The following is a 17,567-nucleotide window of genomic DNA, read 5'->3' on the forward strand; positions in this document are numbered from 1 at the left end:
ATCACAGATCGAGATCGACCCAAACGGGAACATGATCTGAGGGTTTCTCATGCCCTCGAACCTCAGCGTCGATCTGACAATCCCGCATGAGGTCTGCGGCCTGCGGAGTCAGCAGGAAATGATCGATGCGAATACCGTCATTCTTGTTCCATGCACCCGCCTGGTAGTCCCAGAAAGAATAGTGACCAGGCCCGTTGGTACGCGCCCGGAAGGCTTCGGTGAACCCCAGGTTTAAAATCATGCGAAACGCCGCGCGGCTTTCGGGCCGGAACAACGCATCCTCACGCCACGCATCCGGGCGTTTGGCGTCCTCGGCTTGCGGAATGATATTGTAGTCGCCAGCCATCAAAGCTGCGTCTTCGCTGGCCAGCAAGTCGCGCGCCCGTTCGTACAGGCGTTCCATCCATGCCAGTTTATACTCGTATTTTGGTCCAGGCACAGGGTTGCCATTTGGCAGATACAACCCACAAATTCGCAAAGCTTGCTTGCCAATGACCGTCGCCTCGATCCAGCGCGCCTGTTCATCTTCGTCATCACCGGGAAGGCCGCGCGTGACATCCTCCAGCGGGAATTTCGACAAGATCGCCACACCGTTAAAGCTTTTCTGCCCATGGGTTTCGACATTGTACCCGCGCTCTTCGAACAGCTCGCGGGGGAAGTTCTCGTCAATCGACTTGATTTCCTGCAGCAGAACGACGTCGGGCTGCGCATCATCCAACCAGCGCGGCAGAGCCTCGGCCCGCGCCTTGATGCCATTGATGTTGAATGTGGCGATTTTCATGCGCAATCCTCCGAAACACTATGGCAACCTATCGCCCAGATTAGGACCAACGGCAAGTTGCTAGGCGATGTTGCGAGGCTCTGCCTCGCGCTCCGGGATACTTTTGGCCAGATGAAGAAACGCATTCTTAACCAATTTATTTGACCAAGTGTATGCGGTACAGCCGGGGACGCCGATGACCGCGCCAGGTGAAGCTCTCCGGCGTAAAAGTCGGAGAGCGGCCCCCTGCTTCATCTGGCTGAAAATATCCTGGGGGTTTGGGGGCAAAGCCCCCAATTGGTGATCACATGGAAAAGGATGTGCCGCAGCCGCAGGAGGAGGTGGCATTGGGATTGTTGATCACAAAGCGCGCGCCGATCAGTTCCTGGGTGAAATCGATGACGGCGTTTTCGAGAAATGGCAGCGAAATCGAATCTACGATCACCTTCTGACCTTTGCCTTCCAGCACAAGGTCATCCTCTTTCGGCTCATCCAGCGCGATTTCGTATTGAAATCCGGAACACCCGCCGCCTTCCACTGCGACGCGCAGGGCCTGACCCTGATCCGCTGCGCCGATTTCGGCAAGGCGTTCAAAGGCGCGTTCTGTGACTGATGGGGGCAGATTCATGCCGGACTCCAAAGGTTTCTTTCCTCTACGCTCTACAATATAGAAAGTGCAAGGACAGGCGACAAGGACAAGACCATTGGAGCGAGCAGGTTTTGCCTCTGATCCAGGCCGCGCAAGGGGGCGGCTTGTACCAGAGGAAGAAAGCAGTTTCCGGACATGCTTTCAGCGCGACCGGGACCGGATCATCCACGCAAGTGCCTTCCGACGACTCAAACACAAAACGCAGGTGTTTGTGGAACATGAAGGCGATAACTACCGCACGCGGCTGACCCATTCGATCGAAGTGGCACAGGTGGCGCGTACGATTGCGGGTGCGTTGGGGCTGAACCCCGAATTGACCGAAGCGGTTGCCTTGGCGCATGACCTTGGGCACACACCATTTGGCCACACTGGTGAAGATGCGTTGCACGCGCTGATGGCGCCTTATGGCGGGTTCGACCACAATGCCCAAGCCATTCGAATCGTGACCAAACTCGAACGTCACTATGCCGGTTTCGATGGCTGCAATCTGACTTGGGAGTGTCTTGAGGGTATTGCCAAACACAACGGCCCGGTGCTGGGTGAACTGCCTTGGGCCCTGGCGGAGTTCAATGAACACTTTGATCTGGAATTGCTCTCGCATGCCAGTGCTGAGGCGCAGGTCGCGGCGTTGTCAGATGACGTCGCCTATAACAACCACGATCTGCTGGACGGGCTGAGGGCTGGGCTGTTCTCGGATGATGATATCCGGCAATTGCCTATTGTTGGGGATTGTTATGCTGAAGTGGACCGAAAATACCCCGATTTAGAAGCTTACCGCCGTCGTCACGAGGCGTTGCGCCGCGTGTTCGGCGTTATGGTGGCTGACGTTATCGACACATCGAGCGATTTGCTTGTCGGTTCAGGTGCGCAAACGGTCGAAGAAATTCGTAACATTGGCTACCCGGTGATCCGGTTTTCCGATGACCTTTGGGTGCAACTGAAAGAAATCAGGGCCTTTTTGTTCACGCGGATGTACCGGGCGCCCAGCGTCATGACCGTTCGGGACGAGGTGAGCAAAGTCGTCGAAGATCTATTTCCCATCTACCTCAGCGACCCCAAACAAATGCCTGCGCGGTGGCATAGCGATATTGAGGCGGCAGGTAGTGAGACGGCGCTGGCGCGAATTGTCTCGGACTATATTGCGGGTATGACGGATCGCTTCGCGTTGCAGGATCATGCGCGGCTTATTGGGGGCTGATCACTCAACCCCGATATAGGCTAGTGCCCACACCTGTTGCCCGGATTGTTCTTGCGCAAGATCGGCGTCATCAGTGGGTGGAAAAACAATCATTGTTGGGCCGTAGCCACCGATTCCCATAGGCGCACCATCCGCATGGGTTGCGACAATCGGTTGATGTGCAGTGATGCTGTCCCATGGAATTTCCGCCTGATAGCCGTCCATGGCCATAGGCATGGCCGTTTTGCCCTTGGCCCCTGCCACTTTCATAACTTCTGAAAGGTGTGGGCCGGAAAAGGCGATGTCGCGTTGGTTGCCTTCTGGGCCATAGGTGATGGTGATCTCGACTTGCTCAAGCTGATCCAGCATCGCGGCGTCAAACCCCGCGCCGCCGTTATGCTGGACTTCAAGATATCCAAGCAATCCGCCATCATTTTCGTCGCGCGCGGGCAGGTTTGTCTGGGTCACGGCGCCGCCCAGCGTTAACAACACGTGGCCTTGCGGGGCGGGCATGTCAGCCCATACCGGTGTCGCAGCGGTCAGCAGTAGGCTTAGCGGCAGTGTAAGGCGCATGGATCGATCTCCGGTTCCTGAGTTTATGCCGAGATTAGCGAGCTTTGACGCGAAACCAAGCCCAAACCGATCGCTTGCATTGACCTTGCCGCCTTGCGTGGTAAACCGCCCGGCAAGCAAAAGGACATCCGAAATGAACCTGTTTTCCGAGATCCGCGGCCTGGTGCTGGACGCGCTGGCACAGATGCAGTCCGAAGGCGCTCTGCCCGAAGGGATTAGCTTTGACAACGTGGCGGTCGAACCGCCGCGTGACGCGGCACATGGAGACATGGCGACAAATGCCGCGATGGTGTTGGCGAAGCCTGCCAAGATGAAGCCGCGCGACATTGCCGATCTGTTGGCCGGGAAACTAGCGGCGGATGACCGGATCACCAGCGCCGAAGTGGCAGGGCCCGGCTTTCTGAACCTGCGGCTTGCGCCATCGGTTTGGCAAGGCGTTCTGGCCGCGGTGTTGGAACAAGGCACGGATTATGGTCGCTCGACCATGGGGCATGGGCAAAAGGTCAACGTGGAATACGTTTCGGCCAACCCTACCGGTCCTTTACATGTAGGTCATACGCGGGGTGCTGTGTTTGGCGATGCGCTGGCAAGCCTTCTGGCCTATTCGGGCCATGACGTGACACGCGAATACTACATCAACGATGGCGGCGCACAGGTGGATGTGTTGGCACGATCAGCGTATGAGCGGTACCGCGAAGCCAATGGTCTAAGCCCCGAGATTGCCGAAGGGCTCTATCCCGGCGACTACCTGATCCCGATCGGTGAGGCGCTGAAAGAGAAATATGGCGACAGCCTGGTCGACAAGCCCGAAAGCGACTGGCTGGAAGATCTGCGTGAGTTCTCAACCGAGGCGATGATGGACCTGATCCGCGCCGATCTGAAGGCGCTGGGTGTCGAGATGGACGTGTTCTTCTCGGAAAAGTCGCTCTATGGCACGGGCCGGATCGAGGCTGCGCTGAAGTCACTGACCGACAAGGGGCTGATCTATGAAGGCGTGCTGGAGCCACCCAAAGGCAAAAAGCCCGAAGATTGGGAACCGCGCGAGCAGACACTGTTCAAATCGACTGAACACGGTGACGACGTAGACCGCCCGGTCAAGAAGTCGGATGGCAGCTGGACCTATTTCGCCCCGGATATCGCCTATCACTACGACAAGGTAAGCCGTGGTTTTGACGCGCTGATCGATGTGTTCGGCGCGGACCATGGTGGCTATGTCAAACGGATGAAGGCGGCTGTGTCAGCCCTGTCCGATGGTCAGGTATCGCTGGATATCAAGCTGACCCAGCTGGTGAAACTGTGGAAGAACGGCGAGCCGTTCAAGATGTCGAAGCGGGCAGGGAACTTCGTCACCCTGCGCGACGTGGTCGATCAGGTCGGGCCGGATGTGACGCGTTTTGTCATGCTGACCCGTAAGAACGACGCGCCGCTGGATTTCGATTTCGACAAGGTGCTGGAGCAGAGCCGCGAGAACCCTGTGTTCTACGTGCAATATGCCCATGCCCGGGTCATGAGCGTGCTGCGTCGCGCGGCTGAGGCTGGGATAGACGCGGAGGATACCACACTTAAAGGCGCCGACCTTGGCAAGATTGATCACGCGTCTGAGCTAACTGTCGCCAAGAAACTGGCCGAATGGCCACGGCTGGTCGAGATCGCCGCGCGCACTAATGAACCGCACCGCATTGCCTTCTATCTGTATGAACTTGCAGGGGATTTCCATGCATTGTGGAATAAGGGCAACGAAGAAACCCAATTGCGCTTCATTCAGGATGGCGATGTGGCCACAAGTCAGTCAAAAATCGCACTGGCCCGCTCCGTTTCTGTTGTGATTTCAGCGGGCTTGGGTATTCTTGGCGTTACTCCGGCGCAGGAGATGCGGTAACCAATACCGCCCGAACCGCCGGTCTGAGGCAGACAAGAAATGACCCGCGCACCGTTTTTTAAGGCGCAACCGGGCAGTGAGGCGGATATGTCGAGTTACGATTACTCGGGGCAAGCGAGCCCCGAGCAGATGCAATACACGAATCAAGCGTATTCTGACGATGCGTATGGTTATCCCGAAGATATGCAGGATTATGAGGCCCCGCGCGGCGCAGTCGGGCTGGCACGCGCTATTAATATGTTGGGCGCCGTTGCCTCGCTGGCGCTGGTCGCAGGTGTTGCGGTTTGGGGATACCAACTGGTGATGCGCGATGTCAGCGGGGTGCCCGTTGTGCGCGCGGCGGAAGGGCCGATGCGCATTCAACCGGAAAACCCGGGTGGAACACCCGCCGATCATCAAGGTCTTGCAGTTAACGCGGTCGCCGCGGAAGGGTCGGCCGCGGCCCCGGCGGATCGTTTGATCCTCGCGCCGCGCCCGGTCTCTCTCACAGATGAAGATTTGCCAGCGGGTGAATTGAAGCCGACGCCCGCGCTGCATGTTGTTGAGGAGCCGATTTCCAACAATGAGGCTGCCGAATTGCGCCAGAATGCCGTGGATGCTCTGGTTGCAGAGCTGGCTGGACAAGCCAATGCATCTGGTCACCCGGCAGAGCAAGGGGTTCAACTAGCCGCACTGGTAACACCCGAAGAAGAGCCGGCCATTGATCCGGCGGATCTGGCAGCATCGCTCCCTGATCCAGCTATTGCAGCGCTGCCGGGCGTGCGGCGGTCCTTGCGACCACATAACCGTCCGGCCCGTGCGCTCAGCGGCAGCGTGTCGCCAAGCGAAAGTTCTGAAGACGCGATCAACGCAGCCGTCAAAGCCGCTGCTGGTCTGGATGTCGATCCCGACACCCTAAGCAAGGGCACACGCATGGCGCAGCTCGGCGCGTATGAAAGCGCGGAAGTTGCAAAGGCGGAATGGGCGCGGTTTGACGGTAGATTTGGTGAATATATGGATGGAAAACAGCGCGTTATTCAGCAAACTTCAAGTGGCGGTCGCACCTTCTACCGACTGCGCGTGCTTGGGTTCGAAGACCTGAGCGACTCGCGCCAATTCTGTGCCGCTCTGGTTGCCCAAGGCGCTGATTGCATCCCGGTGGCCGTACGGTGACATTCGGTGCCACGATCACCGATGCCGAGGGTCTGCGTCTAAATCCGGAAGAACGGGCCTTGTTTCGCCAGATGAACCCGTTCGGGTTTATCCTGTTTACTCGCAATATCGAAAGCGCGGATCAGGTGCGGGCCTTGTGCGACGACTTCCGCGAGGCGGTTGGGCGCAATTGCCCGATCACCATTGATCAGGAAGGTGGACGGGTACAGCGCCTGCGCGCACCTTTAGCGCGCGAATGGAGACCGCCGCTGGATCATGCCAGGCAGGCTGGGGATGAAGCCGAGAGGGCCATGTACCTGCGGTATCGTCTGATAGCGGATGAACTTTTTTCTCTGGGGATCGACAGCAATTGCGCCCCAATGGTGGATATCGCCCAGCCGGAAACACATGCGTTTTTGCGCAACCGCTGTTACGGGTCAGATGCCAAGGCCGCCTCTCGGATCGGCCGCGCCGTTGCACAAGGGCATCTGGATGGCGGCGTCTTGCCGGTTGTAAAGCACATCCCGGGCCACGGCCGCGCGACGTTGGACAGTCACCATGATCTGCCACATGTGAATCTGTCGCTGGATGAGCTGGAGCACAATGATTTCGCCCCGTTTCGCGCGCTGAATGATCTACCAATGGGTATGACGGCGCATTTGGTATACGATCAGATCGACCCGCAGCCAGCGACGATATCTGCCCCGATGATGAACTTGATCCGCGATAAGATCGGGTTCGATGGTCTGGTGATGACCGATGACATCTCGATGAAAGCGCTCAGCGGATCACTGTCCGAGTTGGCAGGGCTGTCGTTGCAGGCGGGGTGTGATCTGGTGCTTCATTGTAACGGAACTTTGTCCGAACGCTCCGAAGTCATGGAGGCCGCTGGTCAAATGACCGACACGGCGCAATCCCGCGCGGAACGGGCTTTGGCCATGCGCAAAGCCCCTCAGGAACTTGACATACAGGCCGCCGAGGCGGAACTATCCCGCCTAATGGGCGGGCAGGTGTATGAACGATAACCTTTTCAGTGAAGACCCGGTCTCGGTTGCGGATCGGCTTGCAGCCGAGGCGCTGATTGTCGATGTGGACGGGTTCGAAGGCCCGCTTGATGTGCTGCTGACATTGTCACGGACGCAAAAGGTTGATCTGCGCAAGATTTCGGTTCTTGCCCTGGCTCAGCAGTATTTGGCCTTTGTTGAAAAGGCCCGCGCGTTGCGGATTGAATTGGCAGCGGATTATCTGGTAATGGCAGCATGGCTTGCCTTCCTGAAATCGCGCTTGTTGCTGCCGCCTGACCCGGATGACGAAGGCCCATCTGGCGAAGAACTGGCCGCACATCTGGCATTTCAACTGGAACGTCTGCAGGCCATGCGCGATGCGGCGGCGCGCCTGATGGCGCGCGATCAACTGGGGCGAGATTTCTTCCGGCGCGGGCAGGGCGAAGATGTCACCCGCATCCGCACAGTAACGTATTCTGCCACGTTGTTGGACCTGATGCAGGGCTATGCCCGCATTCGCACGCGCGATGAATTCAGACCCTTTGTTATGGACCGTGACGCGGTGTTCACGATGGAACAGGCGCTTGAACGGATGCGCCCGCTGATCGGATTCGCCGGAACCTGGACTGATATGGAAACCTATCTGCCCGAGGGCTGGGATGCTGATCCGGTGCGCAAGCGCTCGGCCACTGCGGCGACGTTTGCAGCCTCGCTGGAGTTGGTGAAAGAAGGACATATGGAGATGAAGCAAAGCGAGAGCTTTGCGCCGATCCAACTGCGCAAGAGGACCGAGACTTGACTGACGCCCCCAAAGAAGATGGCACCGGCACCCTGTTCGAGGCGCCTCCGCTGGCTGAGCAGGAGCGTATGGTCGAGGCTGTGTTATTTGCCAGCGCTGAACCCGTGACGATTGCCGATCTCGAAGTACGGATGCCTCATGGCAGCGACGCGGCGCAAGCGGTGGAAGTTCTGCAAAAGCGCTATGAAGGGCGCGGTGTGCGTGTGGTCAAGGTGGGTGAGGCCTGGGCCATTCGAACCGCCCCCGACCTGGGGTTCCTGATGCAAAAGGAAACCGTTGAGACCCGCAAGCTTAGCCGGGCCGCGATCGAAACTTTGGCTATTGTAGCCTATCATCAGCCCTGTACCCGGGCCGAAATCGAAGAGATCCGGGGCGTGTCGGTGTCGCGTGGAACCATTGATCAACTCCTTGAAATGGAGTGGATTCGTCTGGGCCGCCGTCGCATGACACCGGGCCGTCCGGTGACGTTTGTGGTTACCCCGCAATTTCTGGACCATTTCGGGTTGGAAAACGCGCGTGATTTGCCGGGTCTCAAGGAATTGCGTGCCGCTGGACTGCTGGAAAACCGGCCGCCTCCGGGCGCGATGCCCATTGGCGAGGGAAGCGACGACGAAGCAGACGAGGATCAAACCGAACTGTTCGAAGAAGAGTGATCGCACGGCCCTTTTGTTGCCGCACAGATCGCTTATGTTGTGGGTCAGGGAACCGGAGTTGAACAGATGAACGCAAATCGGATCATCGACATGATCGTGCGACAGGTGGTACGCCGCCTAGTCACACGGGGTGTGGACAAAGGGTTTGATCTGGCTGATCGGACCACCCGTAAACCTGGCCAGACATCCGCGCCACCCAGCGATTCTGAAGCCAAGCGCCAAATGGCAGACAGCTCAGGGCGGCAAAAACAGAACATGAAACAGGTGCAGCAACTGACACGTCAGATGCGACGATTCATGAGGTTCTGAAGGTCAGCCTGGAGCTTTGAAGTGTTTAGACAGTTTCAAACCCTGGCCTTGATAGTTCGAGGCAATGCCCGCACCGTATAGCTGCGTTGGCATTTCGGCCATGCGTTCATAAACCAGCCTGCCAACAACTTGCCCGTGCTCCAGCACAAAGGGCGCTTCGTGACAGCGTACTTCCAGCACGCCGCGCGATCCTGCGCCACCTGCTTCGGCATGGCCAAAACCGGGATCAAAGAAGCCTGCATAGTGCACGCGAAACTCGCCAACCATCGCCAGATAGGGGGCCATTTCGGCTGCATACAAGGGTGGGATATGCACGGCTTCGCGGCTGACAAGGATGTAGAAAGCACCGGGGTCCAAGATGATACGCCCGTCCTTGGTGCGCACTTCTTCCCAGTAATCCTGCGGATCATATCCACCGATGCGATCCAGATCGATCACACCCGTATGTGGTTTGGCGCGGTATCCAACCAGATCGGTGCCCGGCAATTGCAGGTCTACCGAAAACCCTAACCCGTCGTGAATCACGGCGGGTCCGTCCACCAAGGGCGAGTCTGCATGTAGTGTATTCAACTCATCATCTGACAAAACGGCCTGACCCTGACGGAACCGGATCTGGTTCAGCCGCATGCCGGGCCGCACCAGAACCGAGAAGGAACGCGGACATATCTCAGCATATAGCGGGCCGGTGTATCCCGAGGGCACCCGGTCAAACTCGGTGCCGCCATCGGTGATCGTGCGGGTCAGCAAGTCCAATCGACCGGTCGAGCTTTTGGCATTGGCCACAGCATTTGTGCCGGATGGAAGCGCGAGCGACTCCATAAGCGGCACAAGATAGACGCAGCCCTTTTCCAGAACGGCCCCGCCGGTGATATCGATGCGATGCATCTCAAACTCTGTCAGGCGATCTGCAACCGTTCGGCCTTCGCCAGCCAGGAACGAGGCGCGCACCCGGTAAGCCACTGTTCCCAAACGAAGATCAAGGCTGGCCGGCTGAATTTGCGCAGGCAAAACGTCTGGGCTGGCCGAGATTTCGCCACGCCCGATCATTGCTTCGATCTGCTGGTTAGGGCACACGCCTGTCATTCTATTCCCCCTCTGCGACAGAAGAGGATCTGGCCTGTCTGCCATAAACGTCGGTGTGATTTGGTCGGGCTAGCAGGACTCGAACCTGCGACCTTCCGTCCCCCAGACGGACGCGCTACCAGGCTGCGCCATAGCCCGACGTTGAGGTGTTCATAAAGACTTTCCCGGCAGGGGCAAGAGGAAAACAAAGCCTTTGTACCTATCCTGCCGCCCGGTTCTCAATTCGATTCAACAGGGTACGCAATTCTTTGGCAACCGGTGCAATCTGGCGCAAAAGCTGATCGTCAAACTCGGTTTTGCTCCAGGCTTGCGTGGCGATTCCACCCAGCAGGGGGGCCTCGTCCAGGTATCCCCGGGCGGCGGGTTTCCGAGCCTCAGACACTGCCGTTGTTTCATCCGTATTCTCAAGATCCATATGGATTTGCTCAGCCGCTCGGGCCGCATTCTGTTCGGATGAAAAGGGCACAACAACTGCGTCTGACGTTTCCGGCATGTCATCGAGGCTTGGAGACAGCGAGGCCACATGAGCCACACCCTGTTCGCGCAAAATGCGTTGAACGCCTTTGATTGTAATCCCTTCCTCGTGCAGCAAACGTTTGATACCGCCCAGAAGGCGCATGTCATTCGGACGGTAATACCGACGTCCACCAGCGCGTTTGACCGGTTTCACCTGCGTGAACCGGCTTTCCCAGAATCGTAGCACATGTGCCTGAACGCCGAGCCAATCCGCAACTTCACTGATGGTGCGAAAGGCGTCGGGCGACTTGCTCATAACCGTTATGTCCTGAACTTACTTGCGGTTCCCGGCTGCGACGCGATCCTTCATCAGATGCGACGGGCGGAAGGTCAGCACGCGACGCGGCTGAATAGGAACTTCTTCACCGGTTTTGGGGTTGCGGCCGATGCGGGCGGTTTTGTCCCGAACGCTGAATGTACCAAAAGATGAAATCTTGACCTGTTCCCCACGCACCAGCGCGTCAGACATATGATCAAGAACGCTTTCAACCAGTTGCGCGCTTTCATTGCGTGAAAGACCGACTTCACGAAAGACGGCCTCGCTCAGATCCATTCGGGTCAGTGTTTTGTCGCCCATGCTTTTTCCCCTGTTGATATCAAAGCATAGGGTGATGCGAAATTCGCTGTCAATATCAATGAATTGCAAGCGGCTGTGTAAGCTGGAAAGTGCCTGTCACCAGCGCAGAACTACGGCACCCCAGGCCAGACCCCCACCAATCGCTTCGGTCACGATCAGATCACCGGGCTTTATTTGTCCGCGCTCTTTGCCGACAGACATGGCCAAAGGAATCGACGCGGCCGACGTATTGCCATGATCCTGAACCGTCACCACGACATTTTCCATCGGCAGGCCCATTTTCTTGGCCGTGCCCTGAATTATGCGGATATTGGCCTGATGTGGGACAATCCAGTCCACATCGGCGCTGCTTAGGCCCGCGCCGGCAAGGGCCGTTTCCGCGGTCTTCGACAGCTTCTCCACCGCATGGCGAAACACCTGATTGCCTTGCATCCGCAAATGGCCAGTTGATTGCGTGGACACGCCGCCATCGACATATAGCAAGTCCTTGTACCGACCGTCGGAATTCAGATCGGTGGACAGAATACCCCGGTCTTCGGCGGTTCCCTGAGCCTCTTGCGCTTCCAGCACCAATGCGCCCGCGCCATCCCCGAACAGAACGCAGGTAGAGCGGTCGGTCCAGTCCATGATTCGCGAAAACGTCTCGGCGCCGATCACCAGAACGCGTTTGGCCTGACCGGACAGGATCAGTGCGTTGGCGTTGCTGAGGGCAAAGACAAAACCAGCGCAAACTGCTTGTACGTCGAAGGCAAACCCCTTTGTCATGCCCAGACGCGCCTGAACCATTGTCGACGCGGACGGGAATGTCAGATCAGCCGTCGACGTCGCCAGAACGATTGCATCGATGTCATCGGCCTGAAGACCCGCGTCTTCCAACGCGGCCTCGGCTGCTTTGGTTGCCAGATCGGACGTTGTTTCGCCTTCGGCAGCGAAGTGGCGACGCTCAATCCCCGAGCGGGTGCGGATCCACTCATCCGTTGTATCCAAGGTTTTCTCAAACTCGGAATTGGGGACGACACGTTCCGGCAAGTAATGCCCGACACCTACAACAACTGAACGGCTTGCCATTCTGGGGTACTGCCTTTTTTGTTATTTTTCGGTCTGCGGCGCAGCCTGCGCGGCATCTTGTGCAAGCTGGGCAGTCGATGCAACCCGTGCCGCCAATTTTTCCGCAAATCCGGACTCAGCCAGGGTAAAGGCCAGCTTGACCGCCGCTGACACACCTGTCTCGTCGGCCCCACCATGGGATTTCACGACCGTGCCGTTCAGCCCCAAAAATACGCCACCGTTTACACGGCGCGGATCAATGCGCTTTTTTAGGCGTCCCAGTGACGTGATCGCAAGAACGGATGCCAGGCGCGACAGGGGGCTGTACTTGAAGGCCTGACGCAGCAGATCGCCGATCAGGCTCGCTGTGCCTTCGCCGGTTTTGATTGCGACGTTGCCGGTAAACCCGTCGGTCACAATGACATCTGCTTTGTCGCCGGGAATGTCGCTGCCTTCGACAAAACCCACGAAGTCAAAATTTGCCTGATCCGCGAATTCCGAGATCATGCCGTGCGCTTCCTTAAGCTCGGGCCGACCTTTGTGTTCTTCCGTGCCCACATTCAGCAAGCCGATACGAGGGCGGTGCTGCGCCATGCCATTACGGGCGTAGGATGCGCCCATTAGTGCAAACTGAAGAAGGTCCTTGGCATCAGCGCGCACATCAGCGCCGACATCCAGCATGACATTGAAACCCTGCGGGTTTCGCGACGGCCACAGAATCGCAATTGCAGGTCGATTCACGCCCGGCAGCTTGCGCAGGCGCATCATCGACAGCGCCATCAACGCTCCGGTATTGCCGCAGGACACCGCGCCATGAGCTTCACCATCGCGCACGGCCTCCAATGCTGACCACATCGAGGTCTGCTTGCCATTGCGCACAACTTGGCTGGGTTTGTCCTCCATCGTGACGACGTCGGGGCAATCACGAAAAACGACGCGCCCATCAAGGACACGTCGTTTGGCAACTAGTTTGCGCAGCGCAGCTTCTGGACCGTGCAGCAGGAACCCGATCTCCGGGTTTTTCTTAGCGGATCGCGCAAGCCCTGCAATGACGACCGATGGACCAGCGTCCCCACCCATAGCGTCAACCGAGATGGTGATCCGATCGGGTTGCGTGGGCTGCTCAGTCATTCCCTGGTCTGTGCTCGATCAGGCTTAGGCCGCGTCTTCATCCAGGTCGATTTCGTCGGCCTGTGCGACGACTTCACGATCGTCGTAGTGGCCGCAGGATGCGCACACGTGGTGCGGGCGCTTCAGTTCACCGCAGTTGGCGCATTCGTTCGGGTTTGCAGCAACCAGAGCGTCGTGCGCGCGGCGGTTGTTGCGGCGCGACTTGGAAACTTTGTTCTGTTGGACAGCCATGGTCTCAACCTTTGTCTACTAAGGGCGAGCAGATTCGCTGCCAGCCGGGTTTCATATTCCGTTTTATCGAGGTTTGACGCGCGTTTAGGGGACGAGCCCCGCAATGTCCAACCCAAAATCCGATGAGCGCGCGAAAATACTGCGATTCTCGACATGTTCAAGCGCTTTTTCTGACCGCCTGCTATGACAGGAAATCAGACCCCTGTCACTCGTCTTTTTTGAGCGTGTCACGCAATCCTGCCAATCCGGCAAAGGGTTTCACATCCGCGTCTGTCATTGGCTGTTTGCCGGGTTCGGTATAACCAGTCGACCCCAATTCGGCACCATCCTTGCGCGGATATTGTGGCAAGGCCAGCGACAATGCTTCGATCATAACCTGGTGTGGGTCAATTTCTGCACCCAAAGGTTCGGTTTCGTCATCTTCGGGGATTTCGTATTCGGGCTCGTCTGGGTTGCTCCATTCGGCGACAAAAACGCGGGAAACCGGAATGTCGATCCGGGTCGTAACCGGTTCCAGCGTCACGACACAGGGTTGAATAACGGTCGCCCCCAATTTGCCGGTCAAAGCCCAGTCCCGCTTGCCCTGACTGTGCAGCTCGCCTGTAAAACTGAGTTTGCGCAGGCCAAGCAATTCAAGCTCGTTCTTAATGTCGTTCAGCACCTCTGCGTCGGGGCGCAGGTTAAAGGCTGTTGGGGCGTTTTGCGGCAAATCAACCACCCGCAATGAAGTAACGTCGCTCATTCGAGAGTCTTTCCTGTGTTGAACCGTGGCAGCGGTTTCTGTAATCGGATAGAAGCCGCAAGAGGCCAAGGCAAGAGGGTGTACATGTTGAAGGTTGTGAATAAGGTGAAACCGGCGACGAAATCGCTTGTCTTTGGTGCCTGCCTGGCAATTGTCGGCGCATGTACGCCGATCTTCAAGAATCATGGATATGTGCCACCTGCCGATGAATTGGCCGAAATCCAGGTCGGCAAGGATACGCGTGACAGCGTAACCGAAGCCATCGGCGCGCCGGGCGCGTCAGGCGTCGTTCAGGATTCGGGTTTTTATTACGTCCGGTCGCGTGTCCGTCATTACGGCCCGAAAAAGCCCGAAGTTGTATCCCGCGAACTTGTAGCCATCAGCTTTGACCAGCGCGGAGTTGTACGGAACATTGAACGGTTTGGCCTGGAAGACGGGATCGTGATTCCGCTTGAGCGCCGCGTGACGGATTCGAATGTGCAGGACAAAGGCTTCTTGCGTCAGCTGCTGGGCAACATCGGGAACTTCAATCCGGCTAATGTCATTGGGTCCAACTAATTCAGGCCAACATCTTGCGATGGTCACACGGCATTCACATGTCGTGTGATACGGAACACGCAAGGATCTAATCGGTCAGCAACCGCGGAGGATGCGACCATGGCAACGGCAGTTTTGCTGAGCAAAGGGCGATACCAGGCCCGTTTGGCGCGATCGGCCAAGGATGTTGCGGCAGCACAAGCGCTGCGCACGCTGGCCTTTGGCACAAAGCAACCCGATCAGGATGATTTTGATACGTTATGCGCCCATGTTCTGGTTGAGGACATGCGCTCGGACGGTCAACTGGTGTGTTGCTTTCGCATGTTGACGATAGAAGATGGTGCCGAGATCGGGTGCAGCTATTCGGCCCAATACTATGACCTGACGACCCTTGCTGATTTTAGCGGTCGCATGGTGGAAATGGGCCGGTTCTGCGTTCACCCTGATTGGAAAGATCCCGATATATTGCGGGTCGCGTGGGGCGCGATGACCGCCTATGTGGATCAGAATGGGGTGGAAATGCTGTTTGGCTGTTCCTCCTTTGCCGGAACTGAAACTGCCGAGTATCTGGACGCTTTTGCGATGCTTCGAGATCGCCACCTTGGCCCCACGCGCTGGTTACCGCGGGTCAAAGCGCCTGATGTGTTTCGGTTTGCCTCTCGGTTGCGTCGCAGGCCCGACGCTAAAAAGGCGATGCTGAGAATGCCGCCGTTGTTGCGCACCTACCTGATGATGGGCGGCTGGGTCAGCGATCATGCGGTGGTGGATCGGCACATGAATACGTTGCACGTGTTCACGGGTTTGGAAATCGGGACGATTCCGCCGGCACGCAAGCGTTTGCTGCGGGCCGTGGCCGGGTAATTTGAGTATTTGTAAAAAGGTGAAGGCAAAGCGTTGACGCTTAGATCGCGCCAGTTTAGCTGGCGGGCATGGCGAGAATTCCTTTGTTGCAGATGTCTGGCATTTCTCTGACTTTCGGGGGTGATCCAGTGTTTTCCGGCTTGGACCTTGTGGTACAACCGGGTGATCGCGTCGCTCTGGTGGGGCGCAACGGTTCTGGAAAATCCACATTGATGAAAGTGATGGCCGGTCTGGTTGAAGCGGATCAGGGGGATATCGTGATTCCGCCGGGCAAATCGGTTGGGTATATGGAGCAGGATCCAACCATGGCGGGGTTCGCGACGCTTGGCGATTATGCCTCGAGCGGATTGGAGCCCGGTGAGCTTTACAAGGTTGAGCGTGCGGGTGAGGGGTTAAAGTTTGATCCAGCTCGACCAGTCGACACCGCCTCGGGCGGGGAGCGGCGACGCGCGGCATTGGCCAAGCTGATGGCCGAGGCACCCGATTTGATGTTGCTGGATGAACCAACCAACCATCTGGACATCGAAGCGATTGCGTGGCTGGAACGTGAGTTGGGCGCGACGCGGGCGGCTTTTGTTCTGATTTCTCACGACCGGGCGTTTTTGCGCGCCTTAACTCGCGCCACCTTGTGGATTGATCGGGGTGCGGTGCGGCGGCAAGAGCAGGGGTTTGAGGGCTTTGAGGCCTGGCGCGACAAGGTCTGGGATGAAGAAGACCAGCAGCGCCATAAGCTGAATCGCCTGATCAAATCCGAGGCACGTTGGGCTGTTGAAGGCATCAGCGCCCGTCGCAAGCGCAATCAAGGGCGTGTCCGGGCGCTGCAGGCGCTGCGGGCCGAGCGGGCATCGCAAATCAAGCGGCAGGGATCCGCCGCCATGGCATTGGAATCGGGACCGAAATCCGGGCGCAAGGTGATTGAAGCCAAGGGCGTTTCCAAGGCCTTCGGCGATCATCAGATTGTGCGCAACTTTGACCTTTTGGTGCAGCGCGGGGATCGCGTGGCCTTTGTCGGGCCGAATGGCGTGGGCAAAACCACGTTGCTGAAAATCCTGCTGGGACAGGAAAGCCCTGATGAGGGCTCAGTCAACCTGGGAACCAATCTGGAAGTTGCGGTTTTTGATCAGACCCGCGCGCAGCTGGACCCGGAAATGACCCTGTGGGACAGCTTGACCGGAGACCCCGAGATGCGAGTATCTGGCAAGGCTGATCAGGTGATGGTTGGTGGTCAGCCCAAACATGTTGTGGGTTATCTCAAGGAATTCCTGTTCGACGAACAGCAGGCAAGAGCGGCCGTTAAGTCCTTGTCCGGAGGGGAAAAAGCGCGCTTGTTGTTGGCTAAGCTGATGGCAAAACCCTCGAACATGCTGGTGCTGGATGAACCGACCAACGACCTGGATGTCGAGACACTGGATTTGTTGCAGGAACTGCTGGATGACTACGACGGTACGGTCCTGCTGGTGAGTCACGATCGTGATTTTCTGGACCGTGTTGCGACGACAACCATCGCGATGGAGGGGAATGGCCGTGCGACGGTGTATGCTGGCGGGTGGTCGGATTACATAGTGCAGCGCGGAGATCATACAGAACTAAAAGAAGAAAAAACAAAGAGTTCAAAGCCAAAGATAAAGCAAGATGCCAAGCCCAAAACCGGCTTGTCATTCTCAGAAAAGCATCGGCTTGAGAAATTGCCATCCGAAATCGCCCGTCTGGAAGCTGAGATTGCCAAGCTGGAAGAGCTGATGTCGGACCCGGAATTGTTTACCCGCGAACCGGTCAAGTTTCAGAAAGCGACAGACGCGCTGGTCGAGCGGCAAGAAAAACTATCGGCCAGCGAAGAGGAATGGCTGGCGCTGGAAGAGAAGGCCGAAGGGCAATAGGTATAACTTGTACGTCTTGAAACACCCGGAT

At 57.5% G+C, this 17,567-nt stretch carries 20 protein-coding genes and 1 tRNA gene; 10 read left to right on the top strand and 11 right to left on the bottom strand.

Translation table 11 applies throughout. From position 1 onward, the window contains the following. Nucleotide 1: 1 nt before the first annotated feature. Nucleotides 2–781, bottom strand: a complete 780-nt coding sequence (xth, locus tag Q1B21_RS06705; protein WP_299887402.1) for an exodeoxyribonuclease III — start codon at nt 779–781, stop codon at nt 2–4. A gap of 283 nt (nt 782–1,064) precedes the next feature. Continuing rightward, entirely contained in the window at nt 1,065–1,388 is a 324-nt protein-coding gene (locus Q1B21_RS06710) for an iron-sulfur cluster assembly accessory protein (protein WP_120632998.1), read from the bottom strand. A 76-nt stretch (nt 1,389–1,464) separates the two neighbouring features. On the opposite strand from Q1B21_RS06710, the gene Q1B21_RS06715 reads away from it, so the two are divergent. Beyond that, entirely contained in the window at nt 1,465–2,607 is a 1,143-nt protein-coding gene (locus Q1B21_RS06715; protein WP_299887405.1) for a deoxyguanosinetriphosphate triphosphohydrolase, read from the top strand. Here the strand turns inward: Q1B21_RS06715 and Q1B21_RS06720 are convergent, their stop codons facing one another. After that, nucleotides 2,608–3,159, bottom strand: a complete 552-nt coding sequence (locus Q1B21_RS06720; protein WP_299887407.1) for a hypothetical protein — start codon at nt 3,157–3,159, stop codon at nt 2,608–2,610. It abuts the gene before it with no gap. A 133-nt stretch (nt 3,160–3,292) separates the two neighbouring features. Here Q1B21_RS06720 and argS point away from each other — a divergent pair, with 133 nt between their 5' ends. The 6 genes from argS to Q1B21_RS06750 all read left to right on the top strand — a co-directional run bounded on the left by argS (nt 3,293) and on the right by Q1B21_RS06750 (nt 8,934). Further along, nucleotides 3,293–5,038 (top strand): arginine--tRNA ligase, encoded by a 1,746-nt coding sequence (gene argS, locus Q1B21_RS06725; RefSeq protein ID WP_299887410.1) that lies wholly within the window; start codon nt 3,293–3,295, stop codon nt 5,036–5,038. A 39-nt stretch (nt 5,039–5,077) separates the two neighbouring features. After that, entirely contained in the window at nt 5,078–6,190 is a 1,113-nt protein-coding gene (locus Q1B21_RS06730; RefSeq protein WP_299887412.1) for an SPOR domain-containing protein, read from the top strand. After that, entirely contained in the window at nt 6,187–7,194 is a 1,008-nt protein-coding gene (nagZ, locus tag Q1B21_RS06735; RefSeq protein WP_299887414.1) for a beta-N-acetylhexosaminidase, read from the top strand. The genes Q1B21_RS06730 and nagZ overlap by 4 nt, the downstream gene beginning before the upstream one ends. Further along, nucleotides 7,184–7,972: a ScpA family protein gene (locus tag Q1B21_RS06740; protein WP_298935971.1), complete on the top strand. Its 789-nt coding sequence runs from the start codon at nt 7,184–7,186 to the stop codon at nt 7,970–7,972. Before nagZ ends, Q1B21_RS06740 begins: the two co-directional genes overlap by 11 nt. Then, on the top strand, nt 7,969–8,625 hold the full coding sequence (gene scpB / locus Q1B21_RS06745; protein ID WP_299887417.1) for an SMC-Scp complex subunit ScpB: 657 nt from the start codon (nt 7,969–7,971) through the stop codon (nt 8,623–8,625). The genes Q1B21_RS06740 and scpB overlap by 4 nt, the downstream gene beginning before the upstream one ends. Before the next feature lie 66 nt (nt 8,626–8,691). After that, the gene (locus Q1B21_RS06750; RefSeq protein WP_299887419.1) at nt 8,692–8,934 is read left to right on the top strand and encodes a hypothetical protein; all 243 of its coding nucleotides are present in this window, start codon (nt 8,692–8,694) and stop codon (nt 8,932–8,934) included. Nucleotides 8,935–8,937: 3 nt separating this feature from the next. Here Q1B21_RS06750 and Q1B21_RS06755 read toward each other — a convergent pair whose 3' ends face one another. The 8 genes from Q1B21_RS06755 to Q1B21_RS06790 form a co-directional block, all read right to left on the bottom strand. Beyond that, complete coding sequence (locus Q1B21_RS06755) at nt 8,938–10,017, bottom strand: 2'-deoxycytidine 5'-triphosphate deaminase (RefSeq protein ID WP_299887421.1); 1,080 nt, start codon at nt 10,015–10,017, stop codon at nt 8,938–8,940. A gap of 61 nt (nt 10,018–10,078) precedes the next feature. After that, nucleotides 10,079–10,155 (bottom strand) — tRNA-Pro (locus tag Q1B21_RS06760). 61 nt (nt 10,156–10,216) lie between these two features. Beyond that, nucleotides 10,217–10,789: a MerR family transcriptional regulator gene (locus tag Q1B21_RS06765; protein WP_299887423.1), complete on the bottom strand. Its 573-nt coding sequence runs from the start codon at nt 10,787–10,789 to the stop codon at nt 10,217–10,219. Between the two features lie 18 nt (nt 10,790–10,807). After that, on the bottom strand, nt 10,808–11,110 hold the full coding sequence (gene ihfA, locus Q1B21_RS06770) for an integration host factor subunit alpha (RefSeq protein WP_120633007.1): 303 nt from the start codon (nt 11,108–11,110) through the stop codon (nt 10,808–10,810). A 96-nt stretch (nt 11,111–11,206) separates the two neighbouring features. Continuing rightward, nucleotides 11,207–12,178 (bottom strand): beta-ketoacyl-ACP synthase III, encoded by a 972-nt coding sequence (locus Q1B21_RS06775; protein WP_299887425.1) that lies wholly within the window; start codon nt 12,176–12,178, stop codon nt 11,207–11,209. Nucleotides 12,179–12,199: 21 nt separating this feature from the next. Beyond that, a complete protein-coding gene (gene plsX, locus Q1B21_RS06780; RefSeq protein ID WP_299075929.1) occupies nt 12,200–13,288 on the bottom strand; it encodes a phosphate acyltransferase PlsX in 1,089 nt (362 codons plus the stop codon). A gap of 24 nt (nt 13,289–13,312) precedes the next feature. Beyond that, nucleotides 13,313–13,519, bottom strand: coding sequence for a 50S ribosomal protein L32 (gene rpmF / locus Q1B21_RS06785; protein WP_037316137.1), 207 nt, complete (start codon nt 13,517–13,519; stop codon nt 13,313–13,315). Nucleotides 13,520–13,724: 205 nt separating this feature from the next. Then, nucleotides 13,725–14,261 carry a DUF177 domain-containing protein gene (locus Q1B21_RS06790; RefSeq protein ID WP_299887428.1) on the bottom strand — a complete coding sequence of 179 codons (537 nt, stop codon included), beginning with the start codon at nt 14,259–14,261 and terminating at the stop codon, nt 13,725–13,727. Nucleotides 14,262–14,345: 84 nt separating this feature from the next. Between Q1B21_RS06790 and Q1B21_RS06795 the strand changes: the two genes are divergently transcribed. The 3 genes from Q1B21_RS06795 to Q1B21_RS06805 all read left to right on the top strand — a co-directional run bounded on the left by Q1B21_RS06795 (nt 14,346) and on the right by Q1B21_RS06805 (nt 17,536). Then, a complete protein-coding gene (locus tag Q1B21_RS06795; protein WP_299887430.1) occupies nt 14,346–14,819 on the top strand; it encodes an outer membrane protein assembly factor BamE in 474 nt (157 codons plus the stop codon). A gap of 99 nt (nt 14,820–14,918) precedes the next feature. After that, the gene (locus Q1B21_RS06800; RefSeq protein WP_299887433.1) at nt 14,919–15,659 is read left to right on the top strand and encodes a GNAT family N-acyltransferase; all 741 of its coding nucleotides are present in this window, start codon (nt 14,919–14,921) and stop codon (nt 15,657–15,659) included. Nucleotides 15,660–15,727: 68 nt separating this feature from the next. Beyond that, nucleotides 15,728–17,536 (top strand): ABC-F family ATP-binding cassette domain-containing protein, encoded by a 1,809-nt coding sequence (locus Q1B21_RS06805; protein ID WP_299887435.1) that lies wholly within the window; start codon nt 15,728–15,730, stop codon nt 17,534–17,536. Nucleotides 17,537–17,567: the final 31 nt, after the last annotated feature.

This window comes from uncultured Ruegeria sp. (assembly GCF_947504215.1).
Lineage (GTDB): Bacteria > Pseudomonadota > Alphaproteobacteria > Rhodobacterales > Rhodobacteraceae > Ruegeria.

Excerpts from the sequence above, each read along its gene's own strand:
- xth (WP_299887402.1), bottom strand. The coding sequence starts at position 781 with ATGAAAATCGCCACATTCAACATCAATGGCATCAAGGCGCGGGCCGAG.
- Q1B21_RS06710 (WP_120632998.1), bottom strand. The coding sequence starts at position 1,388 with ATGAATCTGCCCCCATCAGTCACAGAACGCGCCTTTGAACGCCTTGCC.
- Q1B21_RS06720 (WP_299887407.1), bottom strand. The coding sequence starts at position 3,159 with ATGCGCCTTACACTGCCGCTAAGCCTACTGCTGACCGCTGCGACACCG.
- argS (WP_299887410.1), top strand. The coding sequence starts at position 3,293 with ATGAACCTGTTTTCCGAGATCCGCGGCCTGGTGCTGGACGCGCTGGCA.
- Q1B21_RS06730 (WP_299887412.1), top strand. The coding sequence starts at position 5,078 with ATGACCCGCGCACCGTTTTTTAAGGCGCAACCGGGCAGTGAGGCGGAT.
- Q1B21_RS06740 (WP_298935971.1), top strand. The coding sequence starts at position 7,184 with ATGAACGATAACCTTTTCAGTGAAGACCCGGTCTCGGTTGCGGATCGG.
- Q1B21_RS06750 (WP_299887419.1), top strand. The coding sequence starts at position 8,692 with ATGAACGCAAATCGGATCATCGACATGATCGTGCGACAGGTGGTACGC.
- Q1B21_RS06755 (WP_299887421.1), bottom strand. The coding sequence starts at position 10,017 with ATGACAGGCGTGTGCCCTAACCAGCAGATCGAAGCAATGATCGGGCGT.
- Q1B21_RS06765 (WP_299887423.1), bottom strand. The coding sequence starts at position 10,789 with ATGAGCAAGTCGCCCGACGCCTTTCGCACCATCAGTGAAGTTGCGGAT.
- ihfA (WP_120633007.1), bottom strand. The coding sequence starts at position 11,110 with ATGGGCGACAAAACACTGACCCGAATGGATCTGAGCGAGGCCGTCTTT.
- Q1B21_RS06775 (WP_299887425.1), bottom strand. The coding sequence starts at position 12,178 with ATGGCAAGCCGTTCAGTTGTTGTAGGTGTCGGGCATTACTTGCCGGAA.
- plsX (WP_299075929.1), bottom strand. The coding sequence starts at position 13,288 with ATGACTGAGCAGCCCACGCAACCCGATCGGATCACCATCTCGGTTGAC.
- rpmF (WP_037316137.1), bottom strand. The coding sequence starts at position 13,519 with ATGGCTGTCCAACAGAACAAAGTTTCCAAGTCGCGCCGCAACAACCGC.
- Q1B21_RS06790 (WP_299887428.1), bottom strand. The coding sequence starts at position 14,261 with ATGAGCGACGTTACTTCATTGCGGGTGGTTGATTTGCCGCAAAACGCC.
- Q1B21_RS06795 (WP_299887430.1), top strand. The coding sequence starts at position 14,346 with ATGTTGAAGGTTGTGAATAAGGTGAAACCGGCGACGAAATCGCTTGTC.
- Q1B21_RS06800 (WP_299887433.1), top strand. The coding sequence starts at position 14,919 with ATGGCAACGGCAGTTTTGCTGAGCAAAGGGCGATACCAGGCCCGTTTG.
- Q1B21_RS06805 (WP_299887435.1), top strand. The coding sequence starts at position 15,728 with ATGGCGAGAATTCCTTTGTTGCAGATGTCTGGCATTTCTCTGACTTTC.